This window comes from Thermoproteus uzoniensis 768-20 (assembly GCF_000193375.1).
GTDB classification, from domain to species: domain Archaea; phylum Thermoproteota; class Thermoprotei; order Thermoproteales; family Thermoproteaceae; genus Thermoproteus; species Thermoproteus uzoniensis_A.
Window position 1 is genome coordinate 1637826 of the sequence record NC_015315.1, and the last position, 22833, is coordinate 1660658.

General features: G+C 60.3%; 22 protein-coding genes. 8 read left to right on the forward strand and 14 right to left on the reverse strand.

Annotated features, from left to right (window positions below; translation table 11 throughout):
- Positions 1-128 precede the first annotated feature (128 nt).
- Positions 129-1259 carry an alkaline phosphatase family protein gene (locus TUZN_RS09185; protein ID WP_013680684.1) on the forward strand — a complete coding sequence of 377 codons (1131 nt, stop codon included), beginning with the start codon at positions 129-131 and terminating at the stop codon, positions 1257-1259.
- Positions 1260-1329: 70 nt separating this feature from the next.
- On the opposite strand, the gene TUZN_RS09190 is transcribed toward TUZN_RS09185, so the two are convergent.
- The 3 genes from TUZN_RS09190 to TUZN_RS09200 all read right to left on the reverse strand — a co-directional run bounded on the left by TUZN_RS09190 (position 1330) and on the right by TUZN_RS09200 (position 6706).
- Positions 1330-2121, reverse strand: coding sequence for an ATP-grasp domain-containing protein (locus tag TUZN_RS09190; RefSeq protein WP_013680685.1), 792 nt, complete (start codon positions 2119-2121; stop codon positions 1330-1332).
- A complete protein-coding gene (carB, locus tag TUZN_RS09195) occupies positions 2115-5183 on the reverse strand; it encodes a carbamoyl-phosphate synthase (glutamine-hydrolyzing) large subunit (RefSeq protein ID WP_013680686.1) in 3069 nt (1022 codons plus the stop codon). Before carB ends, TUZN_RS09190 begins: the two co-directional genes overlap by 7 nt.
- 107 nt (positions 5184-5290) lie before the next feature.
- The gene (locus TUZN_RS09200; RefSeq protein ID WP_013680687.1) at positions 5291-6706 is read right to left on the reverse strand and encodes a chloride channel protein; all 1416 of its coding nucleotides are present in this window, start codon (positions 6704-6706) and stop codon (positions 5291-5293) included.
- Between the two features lie 47 nt (positions 6707-6753).
- Between TUZN_RS09200 and TUZN_RS09205 the strand changes: the two genes are divergently transcribed.
- The gene (locus TUZN_RS09205; protein WP_013680688.1) at positions 6754-7464 is read left to right on the forward strand and encodes a mechanosensitive ion channel domain-containing protein; all 711 of its coding nucleotides are present in this window, start codon (positions 6754-6756) and stop codon (positions 7462-7464) included.
- On the opposite strand, the gene TUZN_RS09210 is transcribed toward TUZN_RS09205, so the two are convergent.
- The 3 genes from TUZN_RS09210 to TUZN_RS09220 all read right to left on the reverse strand — a co-directional run bounded on the left by TUZN_RS09210 (position 7441) and on the right by TUZN_RS09220 (position 10651).
- Positions 7441-8754: an APC family permease gene (locus tag TUZN_RS09210; RefSeq protein ID WP_013680689.1), complete on the reverse strand. Its 1314-nt coding sequence runs from the start codon at positions 8752-8754 to the stop codon at positions 7441-7443. The genes TUZN_RS09205 and TUZN_RS09210 overlap by 24 nt on opposite strands.
- A complete protein-coding gene (locus TUZN_RS09215) occupies positions 8751-9383 on the reverse strand; it encodes a potassium channel family protein (RefSeq protein ID WP_013680690.1) in 633 nt (210 codons plus the stop codon). Before TUZN_RS09215 ends, TUZN_RS09210 begins: the two co-directional genes overlap by 4 nt.
- 104 nt (positions 9384-9487) lie before the next feature.
- On the reverse strand, positions 9488-10651 hold the full coding sequence (locus tag TUZN_RS09220; RefSeq protein ID WP_013680691.1) for a hypothetical protein: 1164 nt from the start codon (positions 10649-10651) through the stop codon (positions 9488-9490).
- Between the two features lie 68 nt (positions 10652-10719).
- Between TUZN_RS09220 and TUZN_RS09225 the strand changes: the two genes are divergently transcribed.
- Together TUZN_RS09225 and TUZN_RS09230 are read left to right on the forward strand one after the other, a co-directional pair.
- A complete protein-coding gene (locus TUZN_RS09225) occupies positions 10720-11004 on the forward strand; it encodes a transcriptional regulator (protein ID WP_013680692.1) in 285 nt (94 codons plus the stop codon).
- Positions 11005-11097: 93 nt separating this feature from the next.
- Complete coding sequence (locus TUZN_RS09230; protein ID WP_013680693.1) at positions 11098-11661, forward strand: pyrimidine dimer DNA glycosylase/endonuclease V; 564 nt, start codon at positions 11098-11100, stop codon at positions 11659-11661.
- On the opposite strand, the gene TUZN_RS09235 is transcribed toward TUZN_RS09230, so the two are convergent.
- Positions 11636-12142 carry an archaemetzincin family Zn-dependent metalloprotease gene (locus TUZN_RS09235; RefSeq protein WP_013680694.1) on the reverse strand — a complete coding sequence of 169 codons (507 nt, stop codon included), beginning with the start codon at positions 12140-12142 and terminating at the stop codon, positions 11636-11638. The genes TUZN_RS09230 and TUZN_RS09235 overlap by 26 nt on opposite strands.
- Positions 12143-12169: 27 nt before the next feature.
- Between TUZN_RS09235 and TUZN_RS09240 the strand changes: the two genes are divergently transcribed.
- Both TUZN_RS09240 and TUZN_RS09245 read left to right on the forward strand, forming a co-directional pair.
- On the forward strand, positions 12170-12871 hold the full coding sequence (locus TUZN_RS09240; RefSeq protein WP_013680695.1) for a glycerophosphodiester phosphodiesterase: 702 nt from the start codon (positions 12170-12172) through the stop codon (positions 12869-12871).
- 15 nt (positions 12872-12886) lie between these two features.
- Positions 12887-14044 (forward strand): MFS transporter, encoded by a 1158-nt coding sequence (locus TUZN_RS09245; RefSeq protein WP_013680696.1) that lies wholly within the window; start codon positions 12887-12889, stop codon positions 14042-14044.
- Here TUZN_RS09245 and TUZN_RS09250 read toward each other — a convergent pair.
- The 5 genes from TUZN_RS09250 to gatE are packed head-to-tail and all read right to left on the reverse strand — an operon-like array spanning position 14030 to position 19596.
- Positions 14030-14470 (reverse strand): molybdopterin-guanine dinucleotide biosynthesis protein B, encoded by a 441-nt coding sequence (locus TUZN_RS09250; RefSeq protein ID WP_148678643.1) that lies wholly within the window; start codon positions 14468-14470, stop codon positions 14030-14032. The two genes, TUZN_RS09245 and TUZN_RS09250, sit on opposite strands and share 15 nt — an antisense overlap.
- Positions 14458-15690 carry a molybdopterin molybdotransferase MoeA gene (locus tag TUZN_RS09255; RefSeq protein ID WP_013680698.1) on the reverse strand — a complete coding sequence of 411 codons (1233 nt, stop codon included), beginning with the start codon at positions 15688-15690 and terminating at the stop codon, positions 14458-14460. Before TUZN_RS09255 ends, TUZN_RS09250 begins: the two co-directional genes overlap by 13 nt.
- A gap of 54 nt (positions 15691-15744) precedes the next feature.
- Positions 15745-16452, reverse strand: a complete 708-nt coding sequence (locus tag TUZN_RS09260) for a fibrillarin-like rRNA/tRNA 2'-O-methyltransferase (protein ID WP_013680699.1) — start codon at positions 16450-16452, stop codon at positions 15745-15747.
- A 24-nt stretch (positions 16453-16476) separates the two neighbouring features.
- On the reverse strand, positions 16477-17733 hold the full coding sequence (locus tag TUZN_RS09265) for a nop family pre-rRNA processing protein (RefSeq protein WP_013680700.1): 1257 nt from the start codon (positions 17731-17733) through the stop codon (positions 16477-16479).
- 30 nt (positions 17734-17763) lie between these two features.
- Positions 17764-19596 (reverse strand): Glu-tRNA(Gln) amidotransferase subunit GatE, encoded by a 1833-nt coding sequence (gene gatE, locus TUZN_RS09270; protein WP_052886223.1) that lies wholly within the window; start codon positions 19594-19596, stop codon positions 17764-17766.
- A gap of 113 nt (positions 19597-19709) precedes the next feature.
- Between gatE and rsmA the strand changes: the two genes are divergently transcribed.
- Complete coding sequence (rsmA, locus tag TUZN_RS09275; protein WP_013680702.1) at positions 19710-20396, forward strand: 16S rRNA (adenine(1518)-N(6)/adenine(1519)-N(6))-dimethyltransferase RsmA; 687 nt, start codon at positions 19710-19712, stop codon at positions 20394-20396.
- Positions 20384-21238: an MBL fold metallo-hydrolase gene (locus TUZN_RS09280; protein ID WP_013680703.1), complete on the forward strand. Its 855-nt coding sequence runs from the start codon at positions 20384-20386 to the stop codon at positions 21236-21238. The genes rsmA and TUZN_RS09280 overlap by 13 nt, the downstream gene beginning before the upstream one ends.
- Here TUZN_RS09280 and TUZN_RS09285 read toward each other — a convergent pair.
- The gene (locus TUZN_RS09285; protein WP_158305072.1) at positions 21228-21635 is read right to left on the reverse strand and encodes a methyltransferase domain-containing protein; all 408 of its coding nucleotides are present in this window, start codon (positions 21633-21635) and stop codon (positions 21228-21230) included. The genes TUZN_RS09280 and TUZN_RS09285 overlap by 11 nt on opposite strands.
- Positions 21636-21692: 57 nt before the next feature.
- On the reverse strand, positions 21693-22811 hold the full coding sequence (locus tag TUZN_RS09290; protein WP_013680705.1) for a tyrosine--tRNA ligase: 1119 nt from the start codon (positions 22809-22811) through the stop codon (positions 21693-21695).
- Between the last annotated feature and the right edge of the window lie 22 nt (positions 22812-22833).

The following is a 22833-nucleotide window of genomic DNA, read 5'->3' on the forward strand; positions in this document are numbered from 1 at the left end:
CGTTGTTGTCGACCCTCATATTTGCCTAGTGTGGATCTACAGGAGACTTTTTAGACAACTGGCCGCCCGCACGCTGGGCCCTAGCCCGGCCAGGGCCATCTTTTTAATATTCATGGGCGACGTCGTGTATGGAGGTGCCGGACTACAACGGCGGCGGGATAGCCGCCGTGCCGAACACGTTGCTGGCGCACTTCGGTCTGCCTCCTAGAGGTCCACAGATAAGGTTCGGCCTAGGCCTCTCGTCGAGGAAGATTGCGCTGATCTTGTTAGACGGCCTCGGCTTTAATACGTTCGCTAAGATAGCCGGAGAGTACTCCGGGATGTTCAGGGGACTCTATAGGGCGACCTCGGTCTTCCCCACGACCACATCGGCGGCCTTGACGTCCCTATCGACGGGACTGGCGCCGTGCCAACACGGAGTCGTGGCGTGGAGCTTCTACCTCAAGGAGGCTGGCGCCGTGATAGACTCGCTGAATATGAGCCCCATGTTGGGCGAGAGGGACGGGCTGAGCAACGCCGGCTACGAGCTCAAGGCGCTCTTCAACGCGCCGACGGTATTCGCCGATTTGGCCAAGGCCGGCGTGAAGTCGAAGGTGTTCCTCCCGAAGGGGCTGGGCGGAGGGATTAGCAGAATACTCTACGACGGCGCCGAGATCTTCGAATACGTATCGCACTACGACGCGTTGATAAACGCAGGTCGCTTCCTCCAGCAGAACGATGCGGCCTACGCCTATGTCTATATATCCACAGTGGACAGCGTCGCCCACAGATACGGGCCGCGCTCCGACGAGGTCCTCGTAGCTGCGAGGGGAGTCCTAGACTCCGTGACGAAGCTGGCGGGGCAATACATGGCCGGCGCCGACGTCATAATCACGGCGGATCACGGCCACGAGGAGATCGCCCGCAACGAGAACTTGTCAAAGGACGTAGAGTTGTTGGACGCGCTCAGCATGCCGCCGTACGGCGATCCCAGAGCGCTGTACCTCAAGCCCTCCGCAGAGCCCCGACGCCTCGCGGAGCTCTTGGCGAGACACGGCGAGTTCTCGCTGATGTCCAGAGAAGAGGCCCTCAAGGCAGGCCTCCTCGGAAGCTGTGAGGGGCGGTTCGCGGAGAGGATCGGCGACTACATAGCGTTGCCGGGACGCGGCCTCTCCGCCATCTACCTCTACAAGCAGAAGAACGAGGACCCGCTTAAATTTAGAGGACACCACGGAGGGCTTACAGAAGACGAGCTCTACATCCCGCTTATACTTCTATAGCTCATGGGGCCGCCGTACGTCGCTCGGGCCGGTGTATGGGTCTAGGGCTTTCCGGCAATAGGGTCTGGTCTCATCTCCTCTCCAACGAGGCTACGTAGGCCAGGAGCTCCGCGGCCACGTCCACCCCGCTGGCCTTGGAGACGGCCTTAAATTCGGGCACTACGTTGACCTCTCCGACGAAATAGCCGTCGGGGCTTATCAGTATGTCGACGCCGGCGTAATCGGCGTTGAGGGCCTTCGCGGCCTTGACGGCGAGCTCCTCGACGTCGGGCGGGGGCTTGATGCCCTCGACGTGCCCGCCTCTGGCAGCGTTGCTACGCCAGTCGCCGGGCGGCGGCCGCCTCACCATGGCGGCGGCTACCCTATAGCCTATCACGAAGGCCCTTATATCCGTCCCGTCGCCTACCCGCTCCTGCACGAGGTAGACCTCGTCGGGCTCCGCGCCCTTGAGCAACGCCTCGACGTCCTCCCGAGACCTCGCCAGGGCGACCTTCCTCCCCCAGCTACCGAAGGCTGGCTTGACTATGAGCTCGGCCGCCTCGGGGGCCGCCGGGGCCAGCCGAGTCCTCGGTATGGGCAATCCCGACGCGCGTAGTAGGGCTAGAGCCACGGCCTTGTTCCACCCCGCCGCGAGGGCCCTCCAGCCGTTGACGGCCACGGCTCCCGAAGCCTCGATGTGTGCGGCCGCTATGGTGGCCTTGTTGTGGCTGAGCGTCCTTATTAGATAAACGCCGGGATCGACGTCTTCCGAGAGGTTAAGCCCGTCTACCCTCACCAGCTCGAGACCTACGCCGAGCCTCTCGGCCGCCTTCACTATCATGCGCTCCTCCTCCTTGACCAAGTCGACTACGAGCCTCACCACGGCTCTACCCCGAGCCTCCCGCCCTTCCTCAACCAGTCGAAGGCGGCGGCCAGCTCCAGCCCTAGCGAGGGGTGCAACACGAGGGGGGTCGACGTATCGGCGGCCACGCGCCTTATGGCGTAGTCCCTATCCGGCGTGACGCCTGCCGTGATCACTATGTCGACTTTCTTCCACTTAATGGCCTCGACGATCTCGGGCGACGGCTCCAGTATATCCAGCCAGGAGAGGCGCCTCTTTATCTCCTCTATCTCCTTCGCGTAGGACTCGTCGAACGTGTACACCAACGCGTTCCTCGACGGGATCTTGTTGGGCGGGGCTGACAGCCAGCTCTTGAGGAGCGCCTCCTCGAAGACGTCGCCGAACGAGGCGACCTCGCCGGTGCTGTACATGACGGGGCCCAGCCTCGGGTACGCCCCCCTCACCCTGCTCCAGGAGAACTGAGCCGTCTTGACCCACCACCTGGATGGCCTCAGCACCGTCATATCGTCGTCGTAGGGCAACCTCTCCCTAGTCAAGACGTCCGCTGTGAGCGACATGTAGTTGACGCCGGTCGCCTTGCTCACAAACGGCATGGAGCGGCTCGCCCTCAGGTTCGCCTCTATGACGTACACGTCGTCAGCGACTATGAACTGCACGTTGAGGGGCCCTCTGACGTCGAGCTCTCTGGCTATCATATAGGCGATCTCCGCCATCTTCCTAACGGCGGCCTCCGGCGCTCTGCGGGGCGGCATGACCATGGTGGAGTCGCCCGAATGAACGCCGGGCGGCTCCACGTGCTCTATCGGCGTGACGACGACCCTCCTTCCGTCGGACACAGCGTCTACCTCGGCCTCCACGCCCATCGGCATGAACTTGGACACCACCACGGGGTACTCGCCGCTGACTCTGGCGGCCTTGGTCAGAAACTCGGCCAGCTCTCCCCTGTTCCTGGCAACCGCCATGTAGGTCCCGCCCAGGACGTAGCTGGGCCTGAGCAGCACAGGATAGCCGAGATCCTCCGCGAGCTTCTCCGCCTCCTCTATGCTCCTCGCGTAGAACCAAGGCGGCTGTCTTATGCCAAGCTTGTCGAGGAGGCGCGAGAACTTGCTTCTGTCCTCGGCGAGGTCTATCGACGACGCGCGGGTGCCGCCTATTTTGACCCCCAGACCCTCCAGCTTGGGGTACAGCCTCTGCCCTATCTGCCCGCCCGCGTAGAGCACCACGACAGGTCCTCCCTCCTTTTCGTATATATCGAGGATCCTCTCGGCCGATATCTCGTCGAAGTACAGCTTGTCTACCACGTCCCAGTCAGTCGACACGGTCTCGGGGTTGTAGTTGAGTATAGCGACGCGGTAGCCCCTTCTCTTGAGCTCTAGGGCCAGGTTGACCGTCGCCCAATCGAACTCGACCGACACGCCTATTCTGAAGACGCCGGCGCCGACCACTAAGTAGTCCACCTTCGGGGAGAGCTCGTCGAACTCCCCGCCGTAGGTGAGGTACAGGTAGTTCGTGTCGGCGGGCCACTCGCCCGCTAGCGTGTCTATCTTCTTGACGACGGGCCTCCGCCTGTTCTTGGCCAGCTCCTCCGGCTTGGCCCCCAACGCCAACGCTATCTGTTCATCGGAGAACCCCAGCCTTTTAGCCTCCTCGAGGAGCTCGGGAGACGCGCGCCCGGATTCGAGGACCTTCCAGACGTCGACAACCCTCTTTATGGCGTTGAGGAAGAATCTGTCCACCTTGGTGAGCTCGTATATCTGGTCCACGGTCGCGCCTAGGTAGAGGGCCTTCGCGGCGTAGATGGGCCAATACGGCAGGTGGCGCTCGAGGGCGCTCAAGGCCTCATCCAGAGTCGCGGATCTGAAGAGGGGCCCCCCGACGAGGCCCGGCTCGCCTATGTCTATCATCCTCACGGCCTTCTGCCAGGCCTCCTCGAGGTTGCGGCCTATGCCCATGGCCTCCCCTATGGACATCATCTCCGGCCCAAGCCCCTCGTCTACGCCGAAGCGGTCGTTCTCCCAACGCGGGTGCTTCACCACGATGTAGTCGAGAGACGGCTCGAAGGCCGCCACAGTGCGCCTAGTCACTTGGTTCATCACCTCGTCGAGGCGGTAGCCCAACGCCAGCTTGGCGGCGATGTAGGCGAGGGGATAGCCCGAGGCCTTCGAGGCCAAGGCGCTGGAGCGCGACATGCGGGGGTTGGTCTCTATGGCGTACTGCTCCGGCCCGGCGTAATTAACGGCGACTTGGACGTTGCCCTCGCCGATTAGGCCTATGGCCCTCTCGACGGCTATGGAGATGTCCCGCGCCGTCTGATACTCGTCGTCGGTGAGCGTCTGGCACGGCGCCACCACTATGGAGTCGCCCGTGTGGTACCCCATGGGGTCTATGTTCTCCATGCAGACAACAGCCGCCACGTTGTCGTGGGAGTCCCTCACGACCTCGAACTCTATCTCCTTCCAGCCCTCCAGGTACTTCTCGACCAGGACCTCGCCTATAGCCGACTGCGCGAAGGCCTTATAGATGCGGGACTCCAGCTCGGCTCTGTTCCTCGCCTTGAAGGCGCCCGCCCCTCCTAGGTTGAACGACACGCGCACCATCACGGGGTAGCCCAGCTCCTCGGCCGCCGCCAACGCCTCGTCCGGGCTCCTCGCCGAGCGGCTCGGCGGGATGGGCACGCCCGCCTCCCTCATGGCTTTCTGGAACAGTTCCCTAGACAGGGCCCTCCTTATGCCCTCCACCGGCGTGCCCACCACCCTCACGCCGTATTTTGAGAGAACCCCGGCGTCGTGCAACTCCACGCAGGCGGACAAGGCCGTCTGGCCGCCGAAGCCGCAGGCTATCGCGTCGGGCCTCTCGCGCTCTATGATCTGCTCGAGAAACTCTCTCCTGATGGGGAGGAAGTAGACCCTATCCGCCAAGACCTTCGAGGTCTGTATAGTGGCGACGTTAGGGTTTACCAGGATCGTTTCTATCCCCTCCTCCCTAAAGGCCTTGAGAGCTTGAGAGCCGGAGTAGTCAAACTCGGCGGCCTCCGCGATCTTTATAGCGCCTGAGCCCACCACTAGGATCTTCCTGACGTCCATGGCCGCGCAGAGAGGACGCGCTCTGCTATATAGGCGTCTGCAGGACTGGAGGCGGCTATGTTCGCCCCGCCGACATTAACCCCCTCAACCAAATCCCTATATAAGCTTTACAGCGTAGGATGGGCCGCACGTCTTAAAGATCCCGTAGCCGGCCTCAGATCTTGCGCCAGCGCGGCGCCGGGGCTATCGGGCTGAGGCCGACGACCTCCATCGCCGGCGCTATCCGCCGGCGCGTTAAATATCGCATAGTTCCAGGAAACAACGTATGAAACGGCAACTGCTACCATGACAGCTGGGAGTAGCTGGACGCCGCCGATCATCTCCACAGCCATGGCCATGGCCGACAGCGGGGTCTTCGTCGCGGCCGCCAGCATAGCCGCGATTCCTACGACCACGAGGGGCGTTATCTGGAGCGATGCATGTGGGGCCATGTAGTGTATTAGGAACCACATGTCCACGCCAATGAACGCGCCGATGAAGATCGCCGGCGCGAACAAGCCGCCGCTTCCGCCGGATCCGACGGTAGCCGCCGTAGCCAATATCTTGAGTACTGGGAGAAGCGCGAGGAGCGCCACAGTTGGCAGAACCGGCGAATAGAACTTGCCGAATTCGCCCGCCTCCGCTAAACGCACCCACGCAAACCCCTCCCCGACGACTTGAGGCGCCAGCAACGCTATCGAGCCGGCGATCGCCATGCCGGCTATGGGCCTTACGTATCTCGCCCTCATCGCGCCGAACGCCCGGCGGGCCAGGCTGAGCGCCTCGACGTACGCTATCGCGGCGAGCCCGGCGACGAGGCCCAGAGCCGCGTAGACTGCGAAATCGATAGGCCTAAGGGACCCCGCGTAGAGTCCCAGGAGGGGCATGTAGCCGGTGAAGCCTCCGAAGACGGCGTAACTTGCGGCCGACGCCACTAAGGCTGGGTACACCACTCTTGTCTCGAAACCACCTCTCCGAAGAGCCTCCGCGGCCAGCAACGCGCCCCCTATAGGCGCTTTGAAGATAGCCCCGATCCCGGCCCCCATGCCCACGGCCACCATGACCTTCCGATCCTCCGGCGATAGTTTGAGTATATCGGAGATAAAGGAGCTGAGGCTAGCCGAGTACTGTGCGGCAGGCCCTTCGGCGCCTCCGCTACCTCCCGAGCCTATAGTCAGCGCCGTCGCCACAATCTTGACAGGCGCGACTATCCATCTGATCCTTCCCTGAAGCTCGTGGTAGGCCCGAATAACGAAATCTGTGCCGGAGCCCTCGGCTTCGGGGGCTAGGGAGTATATGACCAGAGAGGCTAAGGCGCCTCCCAGCGCGGCCGAGGCAGGCAAGAGGTAATACCTACTCGCGCTAGGCCAGACGCCGGACGCCGAGGAGCCGACGAGACTCACCAGGAAAATTCCCTCGAAGAGCTTCAACACGTAGTAGAAGGCCAAGGCGGCTAGGCCGGACACAACGCCGACCAATAGGCCTAAGACTAGCCACCTTGCGAGGTAGCGCGCGCCGTCCAGATAGGCAACTGGGCGGGCCATCGGAGTAAGGAGGCCGATCTATTAAAGGTTCTTACAACGATAACTCCATGGACGTCGGCATAGCCGTTACTCTGGCCGCACTCGGCGCCTCGGCCGCCTCCTACCTAGCTGCCCGTATAGGCTTCTCCCGCCTCGCAGAGGGGCTGGGCATAGAGCCAACGCCTCTATTCGGCGCGGTGTCGATTCTGCTAGCCGCCGTGATCTTCCTAGGCGTGGAGACCTTGGCGTACAACGTCTATGCTCTCTTCCTCTTGATGGTCCTATTCCTGGCGTTCGCTCTGGCCGGCCTCTTGATAGCGCTCAGGCACATGATAGAGGAGTACTTCACAGGAATCGTCGTCTCTAGGGTGCACGGCATCCACATAGGCGATTACGTACAGGTGGGCAAGACGGCGGGCTACGTAGTAGCTATGAGGCCGACAGCCCTGGTGGTCAGAGACTTCAGGCGCAACCTAGTCCACATACCTTATACTAAATTAATACATGAACCATTTAATTTAGTAAAAATAGAAGAAGGACATGAAATTAGGGTATATATGTATATGCCGTATAAAATAGATGTAAATAAACTCAGGGCTGAGCTGGGGGCCGTCGCCTCGGAATATGGGGTCGAGAACTTCAGAATCGACGTAGATCACATAGGCTATAGGGGCGTCGTATTGGCCGCGCGCGGCATATTGAGAGATCCGAGGAGGGAGGAGGAGGTCAGGTACGCGTTGCTTGATAAGGCGTATTCACTTCTTGCGTCGAAGAGCTAGCAGAAGAGCGCCGGCCAGAGCCCACAGGCCTATAATCCAGAGCTCGCCGAATCTCACAATGGCCGACAGCGCTAGACCTATCGCCGTCATGACCGCGCCAGCGGCGCCCACTATTGAGATCCCTCTTATGGTGGGCGACCTCATCGCTCCGTACAGCTCGCCGCGCCGGGTCTCGATCAGAAGCGCTAGGGAGACCATCAGGTAGTTCACCAGCGACGACACGGCGTAGACATCCACTATTAAGTAGATCTCGCCCGGGGCCAATAAGGCGAGGGCTATAGCCGCCGATAAGATGAGCGATACGTGCGGCGTCCTGAACTTGCGGTGTACTTTAGAGAACGCTTGAGGCAATAGCCGCTCCTCCGCGAGTCTATAAAGCAGACGGGAAAAGGCCACGAAGCCCGCGAGCGCGGCCATTATCTGAACCACGGCAGTGACGATACCCACGGGCAAGACGAGCCATCTGCCGTAAGACGAGGCGGCCGCTATCTCGACCACGGCGGTGGCGGGGTTAGAGACCACCGCCGAGTACGCCACGCCGTTCATCAACAACGCCGTTAGGCCTATGCCGTATGCAGCGCCCAGGCCGGCCGCGAGGATCGTCGCCCGCGGGACTTGGACCAGAGGCATCTCCGCCTCGCCAGCCAGCTGGCCTATCGCGTCCATGCCCGTATATCCCCTCGACGCGTAGGACAAGCCGGCCCATATATCCTTTGCGTCGACATCTCCCCACGAGAAGTAGGGCGGATACGTCCTCAGCTCTAAGACGAGGCCTAGCGCCACCGTCAAGAAGCCTATTAGTACTATGTCCAGCACCGCGACCAGGGCGGAGGCCCTCGCCGACTCTTTTATGCCGATTAGCGCGAGCACGAAGAGGCCTAAGGCCACCAGAAACGAGAAGGCCCTCGCGGCTATGTAGGGCACCGAGATCCCGTAGTAGGACAACATATTTGCTATGTACAGAACGCCGTCGAGAGAGCCGTACGCCACCATCACCGCTTGGTCGAAGGCGAGGAGCCATGCGGAGAAGAAGCCAGCGGTGCTCCCCAACGCGGTCTTGACATACAAGTAGGATCCGCCCGTCTCTGGGAACCGGGAGCCCATCTCGCCGTAGGCCAACGCTATAGCCACCATCAGCGCGGTGCCATATAGCACCACCAGGAAGGTCTGCCTCCCCGCCTCGGCCGCTATGACGCCCAACACGAAGTAGAACGTCGACTGGCTGTCTGCGTGAACCAATGAGTATATGTCGAATACGCCGAGCCTGCGCCTAAGCCAGTCTCTGCTCATGACGAGAGGTCCCTCAAGGCCTCTAAGGGCCCCATGGCCATTAGGTAGTCGCCTTCCTGCGCCACGGCGTCTGGCGACGTGATTATCTCGTCGTTTCTTATCAAGGCCGCCTTAACGCCGTAGGACTCCTCTATCTCGGCCAAGCTACGGCCGAGCGGTCTGGAATCCGCGGTCACGAACATCTCCAGAAGCCCGAAGTCGCCTCTGAGAGGGGTTATCCTTGTATACTTGAGGTTAAGTAGCCTGTATAGTCTGCCCAGAATACACTGCGAGGCGCTCACGGTCACTATGCCGTACTTCTCCGCCTCCTCCTCCGCCGCTTGGTTCCTCAACGTCACTACAACGCGCGGCACGCCTCTGGATCTGCACAGTTTTGCCAGAGACATATTGAGCGAATCGTTGGGGGAAATGAAAAGGGCCGTCTCGACGTCCTCAAGGCCAATTCTGTCGACGAGCGCCTCGTACGTCTCCGATTTAATCGTATGTATATAGACAGGGTACTTGATGAATTCCTTACCTCTGTATTCGTTGGATATGAGGTGTATGGTATATCCGTTATCCGCCAGCGCCTCCACGACGAGTTTGGTCAAGTCGTCGCCGCTGTCCAGCACAAGCGCCTTTCTGGCCACGTCGAATCGTTAAAGCATAAATATAAGCTAAGCCGCTTTAGGATAGAGATCGTCATCCCCAGCCTATGGCAGTTATGGGCATGGCCGTCGTGAGCGCTAAAATATTACATATACATAAATAAAGGAAACATTATAATTATAATAAAGATATATATCGATAATAAATATATGTTATTAATAAATCTATTAATAATCTTATAGTATATAAAAGCACCCAGTATGAGCAGGGCTATCGACGCCGGCAACGGCGTCAGAGCCGACGCGGCCGCCATGGTCGACGAAATGCCTGTAGCCAGCCGCGCTAAGTTCGTGTAGCCTCTATCGGTAAGCCTGGCCCTAGCGAGCCTCTTCAGCACAGCCTCGCTTGCGACCGATAGGAAGTAGTTCAACATGAGTATGGCGAAGAGTATCAACACGTAGTAGGCGCCGGGGTTCTGGTACGCCGGGGCGAACTCCGCCGATATCTTCGGCAGAAGCGCTACCGAGGATAGTAGGGAGAATAGGAGCAGGTGTTCCCAGGGCGTGTGGGCCGCAATAGGATCGCCGAGAAGCAAGACGAACTCGCCCTGCGTGTGGGTGAGCCTCGAGCGCAACGGCTGGCGCCAGCTACCGTAGCGCGTCTTCATGAGCTTCACAAACAGGTCGTGCGATCTCAGCCCCATGGCCCTAAAGACGTAGATATCGGCCTCCACCTCCAGAGCCCTCACCAAGACGAAGAGCAGGTAAACGGTCGAGATTACCAACGCCACCGAAAACACATAGACGTAGGCCGGGAGCGAGCCCAGGGAGGCGTAAGTCGCCGGCAGGGCCGCCATCTCTCCGTAGAGGACGGCGCCTACCGCCCATATCTTGGCCGGGTGTTTGAGCCTCGCGTGAGCCTCCTCGTGGAGCTCGACGAACCTCTCCAAGTCGGGATCCTCCCCGCCGCTCAGCACCACGAAGGACACCCACCGCGTCAGTCCGCCCGTGGTGAAGCCGTAAGGCTTCGCGCCGTCTATCTTGATCTTTATCAAGTGGATTCCTCTGCCTACCCTGAATATCTTGCCGGCCGCGAGCTCTAGGGATAGAACCAGCGCTAGGAACATGCCGGAGCCCAGAGAGGCCAGCGCCAGGTACGGCGTCAGCCCGTCGTAGGGCCCGGCCGCAATCTTGTTCAACAACGGCGCCATGAGGCGCGCCAGCCGTATTTGGGCGTATAGTAGGGCTAGGCCTGAGGGGACCAACGCAGACGACGCCGCGATCAGCAGACTGCCCGCGCCGATCCTCACGTAAGGTGCGATCTGTACTATTTTAGCCGATATCGCGAATCTTTAAAAACTGCCCCATACTGGAGGTTATGCATAGGGATAAGGCTGTCGGCATAGGTCTGTTGATCCTGTCGGTGTTGGTGATCGTCGTCTACGCCTGGCTCGTCTTTCTGACTAAGTACGACATAGTGGTCCTAAAGGCCACTGCGTTTCTCGCCGTGGCGGCCGTGTTCGGCATATTGGGCTGGGTCGGCTACGCGCTGGCGACTACTCCGCCTCCGAAGCCCATAGAGGAGATAGAGAAGGAGGTGGAGCAGGCCTTGAAGGAGATAGAGAAACAGATGCAGGAGCAGGACAAGGGACAGACACAGTAGCCGATAGGCCTTGCCCGCGCCGGGCTTGCCGCTCTGCGCCAATCCGGCCGCGGCATATTTGCAGACCTTCGCCTACAGCTCAGCAATCCGTTGATGCAGATCTTCAGACCCTACGTGGACTGGTCCAAGTCTGCCCGGATACTGGACAATAAACGGCTCGGCAAACAGAGGGTGGAGGCCAAGCAGGTCATAATGGCTATTCTGAGGCGCATGGGCGTTCTGAACGACGGCAGGAGGGGCTGGCTTAACCACCCCGTGGTGTTGATGTACTACAACGACGGGCGGCCCTATCTGGACGACTTGGTGGGGTACTTCGAGGCGGCGGTGGCTGAGTGGAGATCCAGAGGATTCAGGAACGAGATATCGCTGGACGATATAAGGCCGTTGATAAAGTCAGCTACGTCTGCCCCCGGCACGCCCATAACTCACGTGCACGAGGTGGAGTACAGGAGGGTGCTCCTCCTCAAGGATCCCTGCTACTATATCGATAAGTTCTCCAGAGAGGAGATAGAGGAGATCTTGGAGACGGAGCCCGTGCCCATCAAGGGCGTGAACACGTGGATCTTCGACGTCTACGACGTCTACAAGCGTTTTGTGGCCGAGCTCAAATCCGGCAGGAGGATCTGCGCGCCTATATTTCCGAAAAAGCCCGCGTGAGCTTGGCGAAGCAGGCCTCGCAGAAGCCGGGCCCCTTAAGGTCGGTGTCTCTGACCGTGTTGCTGAAGTACATAACGCATCTGGGATCTGCGCAGTGGCCCAGCCCAAAGGTGTGGCCCAGCTCGTGCACTATCTCCTTGGCCAGCCTCATCTCGAAGAGCTCAACGGCCGATCTCAGCCTCTCCGTGAACACGACGGCCTTATGGCCGTGGGCCACGCCGAAGACGAAGTTGAGGCCCGGCACGTAGCCGTCGCCCTCGACCACGTAGACGTATCTATCCCATCCCCTCACCGGCCTCAACAGATCCAGCAATAGATCTGCCCTTATCTGTCCCCTGGCCTTGTTATACGCCCTTGCCTTCACGTCGCCAAGATCCGCCGCCACGACATCTAGCCTTATCAAGCCTCTGAACGACGACTCGACGACCTCGACGACGCGTCTACCTATCTCCGCCTCCGCCGTCAGAAGAACTCTGGCCATGTTTTAAATTTAGAGATCTATTTTTCCGTGCATAGAGTCCTCGAGGCGCTTTCGAGGAAGGCTGTGATCGGCCACAGAGGCTTCCCTCTTAAAAGGCCCGAGAACACCGTCGCCTCCTTTATGGCTGCTATAGAGGCCGGCGCCGATGTAGTCGAGATGGACGTGTGGAAGACCGCGGACGGCGTGCCGGTGGTAATCCACGACGGTTTGGTGAAGACGCCCGGCGGCGAGTTGAAGGTGAAAGAGGCGCGTTGGCCGGAGCTGGCTATCCACAGAGTGGGCGGCGAGCCGATCCCCACTCTAGAGGACGCGCTACAGGCCATAGGGGGAAGGGCCGGCGTGTTCGTAGAGGTCAAGGACCTCGATGCCGCAGAGCTCGTGGGCGAAGTTTTGAGGCGCGTCGGCGCCACGTCGTGGGCCGCCGTTATAAGCTTCCACGAGGAGGCCTTGGCCCGGCTTAAGGGCCTTGTCCCTCTCGGCTTAATATACGCCAAGCCGCCGGGCAGAATAGCCGACGCGAGGCGCCTGGGCCTCGACTTTGTGCTCCCCCACTATAGGCTCGCGACCTCCAAGGCCGTGGAGTTCGCCCACAGAATGGGCCTCAAGGTCGTTGCTTGGACCGTCAACGATGGGCGGGTCATGGAGGAGCTCTGGTCTCGGGGGGTTGACGGAATAGCCAGCGACGACGTGGAGCTCGCTGTCTCTGTGCGGAATAAATTTAACCGGTAAATTTGTCTAAGGCAAGTGCGCAACGCAAGCTATTGGGGCTTGATACTGGCCGGCTCCTTGGTGGGCTTCATATGGGGCGCCAACCAAGTGGCCCTCTCGATATACCTAGTCAAGATAGGGCTAGATGCCGCGCAGATAGGCGCCGTCTACGGCGTCTCCACCGCCGCGATGACCGCCGGCTCTTTGTTGTGGGGCTACCTAGCAGATATATACGACAGGAGGCGCCTCTACTACGCCCTATCGTTCGCCTCGGCCACGTTCACCGCCTTGATGGCAACGGCCAGACCCTTCGTCGTTGCGGCGTCCTACATCTCGGCGAGCTTGTTGAACAGAGGGGTGGTATACAGCGCAATTCTCGGCGACTATGCCAAGGCTAGAGGCCTCTCCAACGAGGCCTTCTCCCTCTCCTCGTCTCTCTCCTCGTTCTTCGCCGCGCTGGGTTCCCTCTCGGCCTCCATAACCGCCGCGGGCATTCCCGGCTTCCAGACGCTCTTCCTGCTGGAAAGCCTCGCAATAGCCGTATCGGCCGCCTTGCTATCCCTATCGGAGCCTATCGCCGCCGTGGAGCGAGGCGGGCTCTCGCTCAATCTGAGAACTCTTAGATCCTACTGGTTGCTCAAGCGCTTGATCCCGGAGTCCTTAATAGGGTTGGGGGCCGGGGTCATAATACCTCTATTCTCTCTATGGTTCTATATAAAGTTCCACGTGGCTATGGGAAGCCTCGCGGTCTTCTACGCCGCGTCTGACCTAACGCTCGCCTTGGGGGCTGCATCTGCGCCTTTGATAGCTAGGGCGTTGCGGAGCAGAGTCGACGCCATCGTCGTGTTGCAGTCGTTAGCCACTGCGTTGTTGGCCTCGATGCCCTTCGTCGGCTCGGCCGAGGTCGCCCTGTCCCTCTTCGTGGCCAGAACGGCGTTGATGAACATGGCCAATCCTCTGCTGTCGGCGTTGATAAACGATCTGGTGCCCCAGGAAGAGCGCGGCAGAGTCTTCGGCTTGTGGAACACGCTCAGCAGTGTGCCTAGAGCCGTAGGGCCCGCCATAGGGGGGTACCTCATGGGCTCAGGCATGATAGATGCCCCGTTGTTCATAACGGCGGGGCTATACGCCGTAGCCGTGGCCCTGTTCAAGGCGCTTTTAGGCCAGGCCGAGTCCAGGCTAGCGCGCGGCTAGAAACGCCAGCAACCCGTCTGCGTCCACGTCGCATCTGGCCCGCTTTAAGAACTCCTCCGACCTCCTCAACGCGTCGTCCAGCGAGACGACCACGTCGGCATCCGCCGGCGGATCGGGCCCTATATGTATTTTGAAGCCGAGCTTGGCATCCCTAAAGCCCTCTATCACCACGAGGTCCGAATCTATGCGGCACAGCGATAGTCTGTCCGAGAACACGGCCCACATGCCGCCGCCTCTCAAGACGACCACGTCGGCTCCAGCAACCTTCATCCTGTAGCTGTCCTTACCCGGCACGTCAGGGGCGTGATGGCTCTGTTTGACGGCAACCACCCTATACCCCAAGGACCTAGCTATAGATATGAGCCTCTCGGCAAGCGCCGTCTTCCCCACGTCCTTGTTGCCGGTTATCTGTATCACGCAAACCACCTCCCCATATCTCTGGGATCTCTGTACAACAACATCAACACCTTGTCGCCCCTCTTGGCGCCTCCCGGCGGTATCAGCAACACGCCGGACGCGTCGGGGTCGGTGAACGAGTGGTGCTTCGTCCTCAACGGCGTGGCCACTATCTCGCCGTCCTTGTACTCCGCCTTCGCCCTCACGAACTGGGCCAACTCGCCCGTCACGTCGGCCGCCAGCGTGGCGTATACCCAGCCATTGCCGGGCCCCGCGACCACGTTGGCCATCTTCCTCATGACCGGCTCGACTATGCGTATCGTGCCGTGCAACGCGCTGATGGGATAGCCCGAGAGCCCGAAGACCACCTTGCCGTTGACCACGGCCACAGAGGTGGGGCGGCCGGGCTTCATTCTGAAGCCCCTAATCCCGGCAAAGCCCAGCTTGTAGAAGTGATCTATCTCGCTGGGGCCCGCCCCGCCAGTTACTATAACAGCGTCTACTTTCTGCAACGCCTCCTCGACGGCCTTCTTAAGCGCCTCGTTGTCGTCGCCCATGACCCTCCTATCGGCGATCTCGACGTAAGGCATATAGTTGCGGATGTACCACTCCACCAGAGACCCCGTCGACTCGATTACCTTACCCCTGAGGACGAGCTCGGCGGCCTCGTCGGGATCTATAGGCGGCTTTATCAACTCGTCTCCAGTGGAGAAGATCGCTATCTTGGGCCTCCTGTACGCCCTCACCTTGGTCACGCCAACGTCCAGGAGGGCCACTACGTCGAATACCGTGAGCACTTGGCCCTTCTTGACGAGGACGGCGCCCTTGGGGGCGTAGGCGCCTGGGGGATCGACGTTGTCGTAGGCGTTGTACTTGCGCGACACAGAGATCCTATCGCCCTCCCTCCTCGCCGCCTCCTCCGGCACCACTGCATCGGCCCCTTCTGGGAGGAAGGCGCCTACAGTCACGTAATACGCCTCGCCGCGCCCCACCCTAGCCTCTCTGTACTGGCCCACCAGTATGGAGCCCACCACGACGAACTCGCCCGGGGTCTCCGCCGAGTTCACCGCGTAGCCGTCGTAGGCGGCTCTAGGCCTCGGCGGATAGTCGTGCGGCATCACCACATCCCTCGCCGCCACGAAGCCTGCGGCGTCCCAAGTCGGAATGGTCAAGACGTCCTCGATAGGCCTTATCTGGGACAGGAGATCAGTTATCTTAGAGAGAGGCGACGGCCTCTCTAAATAACGCATATACCTCCAGCCTATTTACAATATATACTTTACCGCGTCGGAGCTACAGCGGGGTTAAACGCGTCTTGCTATGACCATCGCGTGCGCCACGTCGTAGGGCTCGAGGTGGACGGTGTCCAAAATCTCGTATCCGCGCTCTTTCAACACATTGATCTCCTGCTTGAAGGTCTCCGACGGCTCCTTGGTCACATCTATACTCATCGCCTTTATTACCAACATTACATGGCCGCCCTTCTTTAAGAAGTAGTCCGCGTTGTCGGCCAATATCTTCGCCTGCGCTGGCTGTGCTATATCTATGTAAACCACATCGACGCCCTTGATATAGTGCGCGTACTGGTACGGGAATCTGGCGTCGCCGAGTATCGGCACTACGTTCTTCCTGCCTTGGTCGACCAGCTTCTCCATGAACTCCCTGAAGACTCTCGGCGAGAACTCGACGGAATATATCAGCCCTCTTTCGCCCACTATATCGCTCACGTGGCTCGGCGTGGTCCCCGAGGCGGCGCCGAGATATAGTATGTGCGACCCCTCAGCTATGGGCATCTCCTTGAGCCCGTTCAGTATGGCCGCGGCAAGCTTAGATCTATAGGGGTTCCACTCCCTATACTCCACGTCTCTCCACTTAATCAACCTCTCGCCGTACACCCTCCTGCCCGGCGTCAAGTTCCTCGTCGCCAGTCTCTCCGAGCCGTCCTCGAACTTCGCCACGTAGACGCCGGCGAACCTCTCGTGAGGCCTCACATCGACGACTTCTATGGACATATCCCTACGCCTCTCCCATGCTTTTTATTCTTTCTTCGACGGCTTCTTCGCCGAGGGCTTCTTCGGCGGAGGCCCTTGCCTCCTCTCCGGCGCCCTAGCCGGCTTGACCGCAGGCGCTCTGGGCGGCGGCTTGGCGTATAGGGTCTTTATCTCTTGGATACGCGCCAGGAGATCCTCCTTCAACTTAGCCGCTATGAAGTTGCCGGTGAAAGCGTCGGCCTTAGCCGCTATGGCCAACTTGGCGGCGAGCGCCCTCGCTATCTTGCCGCGTTGCCACCTAGGCGCGCGGAATATCTCGGGGTACTGGAATATCACGCCGTGTTTCGGGGGCTTGCCGCCGGTGCGGAGGGCTCTGAACAAAGCCTTCTCGGCGCCCAGCACCTGCACCGTAGATGCGGGCAACATGGCGAGGCGGGAGAGGCCTCCGGCCAACTTTATGAGCCTCGCGCCGAGGAGCGGCCCCACGAGCTCCCTTATATTCGGCGCTACGTCCTTCATGGCCTCGTCTATATACTCCGACAATTTGTTTCTATAATCATCTAGCCTTAAATATATGTCTGCATACGTCCTTATCTGGTCGAGATCCCACTCGGACATGTCGGCGCCTATGCTCTTCCTGGCGGCCTCCACTATCCTCTTTACCCTATCCTCGGGTGCCCCCTTCAAGACCTCCTTGACGGCGTCGGGCGAATACTTGGACCTATGGCCTATGTTCTTGACCAACAACACGTACTCCTTATTGTCCCTGACTAGCTCCTCCAGCTCTGGGAAGTGTATCCCGTACCACTCCCTGATGCGCGACGCGATGAGGTTCAACGTCTTGTCGATATCGTCGACAGTGCTTATGGACTGAGCTATGAACAGGTCGCGCTTCTCCACGGCCTGCCTCAGCTTGCTCCTGGTGATGAGGTCCGAGACCTCGAGGAGGAGGGAGTCGTACTCCTCCTTGCTCACGCCTAGGGCGGGCAGATAGACGTCCCAGAACTTGCGTCTGAACTCGGCAACTACCTGGTCCGGCGACTCGCTGATTATCTCGACCCCCTGCAAAGCCGCCGACAGCCTTCTGGCCAGTTCGGGATCCTCCAAGACTATTTTATCCCCCCGGCCCTTAAGCCTCTCGACGAGCTCCAAGAGCTCGGGCACGGGAGTGGACTTCTCCAGCTCCGCGAGCTTGCCCGCTATGACGTCGGCCTTCCTATCGAAGAGAGCCTTGTCCACCACGTCCCCCTTGTCGTCCAAGGCTATCAGACCCAGAATGTCCGTAGCTATATGTATCGTCATCGGAAACCACTAGCAGGTGCCTTATTAATATTACTGCCGACCGGCTATCTCCTTGAGCGCCCTGGCGACGTCCCCGGCGTCGATCCTCCCCCTATACCTCCTCATGGCCTCCCTCAAGGCCTTGTCGGGGCCCACCTCCTTGACCAGCCCCTCCACTATCTTCTTGACCTCTTCATACGGCATCCTCAAGAGGCCCAGCCGTCTGGCCGCGTCCAACACTCCCTCCCCCTCCTTCAATGACCTCAGTATCTCCTCCACGGCCTCCTTAGTTATAGTCCCCCTATCCAGCTCTGCCAGCACCGCGTCTATCTTCTCGGGCGTGACCTCGACCCCCTCTCTGGCCAGAGCCCTCGCCGTGTTCAGGAGAAGGCTGGCTATCTGCGTCGGCGGCACGTTCCTGTACCTCTGGACGAAGTCCTCGAAGTACTCGAGCCACGGCGACTTCACGAGCCTCAAGGCCATGTCCTTGTTCACGCCGAGCGACGAGATCCTCTCTATCTCGGCCTCCAAGCTCCGCGACGCTATCTCCTCGGCCTTCTTCTCTATCTCTATGGTTATCCTAACCGGCGGCAGGTCCGTCTCGGGATACATCCTGGCCGCGCCCGGCCTAGGCCTCATGAACCTAGTCGTGCCGTCGGGGTTCGCCGCCCTGGTCTCCTCTGGGACCCCCTCGAAGGCTTGCCTCAGCCTATGCACCACTACGTCCACGGCCTCGGCGACCTCCCTCGGATCTGCCCCCGAGAGCAACACGAAGGAGCCCGCCCCCAGCCTCTGCTCCACTGCCCTGACCTCGTCCGACGTTATCCCGTAGCCCGGGAGCTCGTCTGAATGCATCAAGCCGCCCAGCTCAGTCCAGGCCCTCACGTAGTCTGCCAGCTCGGTCCCGAAGCGGCGGCCGGGCTGGACCTCAAAGCCCAGAAGTTTCTGGAAGCCGGGCGCCTTCACCGCGTAGACCACGCCGCCCGCGTCGAGGACCCTCCTCAGAACTCTGGACTGCGTGTTCCTGAACACGTCGGTGACGTCTGCGTAGCCTCCTTCGGGAGGCTGGGCGCCTCTGTTCTTGAGCTCGTCCCTTATCTTCAAGAGGTTCAATTGCCTCATTACCTCGTACTCTACGACCTTGGGTATCAACTCCAGCTTGGGCACGCCCTTGATCTCCGTCTTGGCTCCCCCCGCTATGGAGACGTTGACGTCTTGCCTCACGGTCCCGAGGCCCCTCTTGGCCCTGCCGGTCACCTTCACGCTGTAGCCTATGATCCAGGCCACCTCCTCCATCTGTTGCGGGTCGTACTCCATAGGCGACGTGGATATCTCCACCAGCGGTATGCCCAGCCTGTCCAGCCTATAGTAGACGTATTTGCCCTCCTCCCTTATCTTCCTCGCCGCGTCCTCCTCCAACGCGATCGTGTCGACGCCGATGTTGTAGCCCAATATCTTCGCCCTCCCGTCGTGCGCCACGAGCATAGTGCGTTGGAACCCCGAGGTGTTGGAGCCGTCCACAACGATCTTGCGCATTACGTAGATCTCGTCGTAGAGCTTCGCGTTGAACATCTTGGCCACGGCCACCGCCGTCGTGAGGGCCTCCTCGTCGGGCAGATGCGGCGGCTCCTCGTCCAGCTCCACGAGGCATGTAGTGTCGCGGTACCCCTCGTAGACGTAAAGGCGCCTCTTGCGAACCTCCCAGACAGCCGCAGGGTCCACCGAGCCCAACTCGCTGAGCGCTACGTAGAGCCTCCTGACAACGCGGAAGTGCGGCTCGTCGTCTCTCAGCACAGGGGGACAGTGGCAGAAGAGCTTCCTGCTGGTGTTTAGCTGGATATGTATCTCCAGCCCCGTCTTCAAGCCCAACGCTCTATAGTCCACATAGCGGCATTTGTCCACACTATAAAAAGACGAAAGGCAGCCCTCCAGCCTCGTTACATGGGCCGACCTCGGCAGGGGCTCTATCTGCCTTTATCATATATACCGGATAAGACGTGAGGAGGCGGCTCGGACAGCATATGCTGAGGGATAGATCTGTGGCCGAGTACATGGCGGGCTTGGTGCCCGAGGGCTCCGTGGTGCTCGAGGTGGGGGCCGGCACGGGGACCCTCACGCTCGAGCTCGCCAAGAGGGCCTCCAAGGTCTACGCGATAGAGCTGGATAGAGCGCTCGCGGCATACCTATCGGCGAGGGCGCCTCCCAACGTAGAGGTGATAGTCGGCGACGCCTTGAGGCTGGAGTGGCCTCCCGCAGACTTCTTCGCGTCCAACATACCGTACTATATATCGTCGCCTCTGCTTCTGAGGCTCGCCGAGAGGAGGATGCCGGCGGTGGTGATGTTGCAGAGGGAAGTCGCAGAGAGGATATCGGCGGAGCCCGGCTCCGAGAACTACGGCAGGCTGACCGTGGCCGTTAGGTGCAACTACGACGTAGAGGTCTTGAGGACTGTGCCTCCGCGCGCCTTTTCGCCCCCTCCCCAGGTGTACTCGGCGGTGGTGAGGCTGACGCCGAGGCCTCCGTGCGTCGACGATTTTAAATCGTTCGAGAAGTTCACGGCCATGTTGTTCTCGCAGAGGCGGAAGCTAGCGAGGAAGCTCTGCAGGGGCGCCCCCGAGGGGAAGAGGGTATATCAGCTCTCGCTGGACGAGGTGGTTGAGCTGTTCGGCAGATGCCGCTCTTGAAGTTGCTCTTCTTGGGGACGGGCGGGGCTGTGCCGAGGGCGGACAGGAGAATGCCCGGGATATACCTAGAGGATTGGGAGGGGCACCGCGTGTTGCTCGACGCGGGGGAGGGCGTCCAGTACGCTTTAATGGCCAACGGCATCTCGCCTGCGTCGTTGAGCTACGTCGCCATAACTCACGGCCACGAGGACCACGTGCTGGGCCTGCCCGGCTTGTTGAGCACTGCCAAGATGGCCGGGAAGTCCTTGAAGGTCTTGGCCCCGCCGAGGTTGGCGTCGGCGTTGTCGAGGGGCGGCGTCGAGGCCGCGACGTCGGCCTCCGATAGGCACATGTCGATCAGATGCGTCGAGGTGTGCCACACGGTCGAGGCTTGCGGGTGGCTCTTCGAGTGGGACGTCGGGTTCAAGCTCGACTTGTCCAAGGTCGAGGGGTTCCCCAAGCAGGCTCTTACCAAGCTCATCAGAGGCGAGGCCGTGGAGGTGGGCGGAAGGGTCGTGAGGCCTGAAGATGTGGCGGAGCCCGGCCACAGGAGGTGGAGGAGGCTTTTCTACACCGGCGATACGGGGCCTTGCCCCAAGGCCTTGGAGGCAGTGGGCTGGACCGACGTATTGATACACGAGGCGACCTTCGCCGACGACGTGGAGCCCGCGAAGGCCCACGAGGAGGGCCACTCGACAGTCCTCGACGCGATAGAGGCGGCGAAGGCCTTGGGGGCGCGGTTGCTCATACTGACGCACATAAGCGCTAGGTACGACGACCTGGGGCGGCATAGGGCCCTCGCCGCGTCTTACAGACACGCCGTGGTGCCCGAGGACGGCGACTGGGTTCTCGTCAGATTTTAGCCCCCGACACGAGCCAACGGCCGAGCGTCTCCGCCACGACGACCTCGGCGAAGTCGGCCAGAGCCCTCGCGTCGTCGAGCCGCTCGAACACGGTTATGGCAAGCGCCGTGTCGAAGCTCTTCTGCCTGAGGGGAAGCAAGTAGGCGTCGGCCAACAGCAGATCGGCGTCGGGGTTTCTAGCCGTTGCCCTCCTCAACATACCCAGCGATATGTCGACGCACAGGACGTATCGAGGCGATAGGAGGCCTAGGCCGAGGCCCGTGCCGCAACCGACGTCTAGGATTCTCGACCCCTTTACGTAGGCCAACGCCTTGAGGTACTTGACGGTCTGCTCCTGTCCGTAGAGTTCGTCGTATATGTTAGCCAGCTTGTCGTAGTACTCGGCCACGCGCTCCACGTAATAATTCATGTAGTTTTATTTTGAACCTAGAGGGCGCTGTGCGGTCCGCGCCGGCTATCTAGTGACCACGAGATCCTTCATATCCTGTAAGATCTTCGCCCCGGGTCCTTGGAAGAAGGCGCGTATGGGCTCCAGAGCCTTTATCAACGCGTCCGCCGCCGCGTTCTTCAAATCAGCAGGGTGTATCTGGCCCGCCGCGTAGGCCCTCTCCAGCTCCTCGTAGCTCGAGAACTCCAGAGGCCCGCCGTATTTAGCTGGCCTCTCCAACACGAAGGGCTCCTTCCTCTCCTCCCTAAACGCGGATATTCTGAGGATCTCCAGGACTGGGTTATACTCGGTGTCCCTCGGAGGGCAGTAGGCCTTGGAGATCTTCTGCCGTATCTCCTCCGGACTGTCGTGGACGAATATAGCGCTTTGGGGTATGCTCTTCGACATCTTCATCTCGCTGAGCTCCTCCTTGCTCTTGGGCTTGTCCGATATGTTGAGGGCTGGCAGGAGCTTGTGGTGGAGAGCCACCGGCTTTATCCTCTTGCCGTCCACGGTCAGGGGGTAGAACCTCACCTTCAACGCAACCTCTCTGGCCAATATATGGGCTCTCCTCTGGTCTATGCCTCCGTGGGGTATGTGGGCGCCCAACGCGAAGACGTCGGCTACCTGGAGCGGAGGGTACACCAGGTAGGCCAGAGGTATCGACTCGCCCATCTTCCTGCCGAGTATGGTCAAGCTGTGGCGCACCTCTGATAAGGTAAGGTTCCTCACCACGTCCATGAGGAGGAACCAATACTCGTCGTTGTTGTGGTAGAGGTCGGAGCCCAAGACGAACCTGACCCCGTCCGGATCCCCTCCCAGAGCCTCTATTATCTTCTTGAACGTCGCCGTGTAGTAGGACACGGCCACGCGCCGGATCAGATCCAGATCGCCCCCCAGCTTGTTGTTGAGCCAAGAGTGAATGTCGGCGAGGAACACGGTCGGCCTAACGCCTGCCCTCTGCAGATCGACCACCTTGGACATGCTCACGAGGCCCGTCCCGATATGTATATAGCCGGATATCTCAAAGCCTATGTAGTGGTTGAGCTTATAGCCCGACTCGAGAAGACCTCTGAGCTCCTCCAGCGTGAGCACCTCCTCGGCGGGGTATCTGGTTATCAGCTTCAGCCTCTCCTCGACGTCCATAGCCCTTGAGGAAGCCATATTT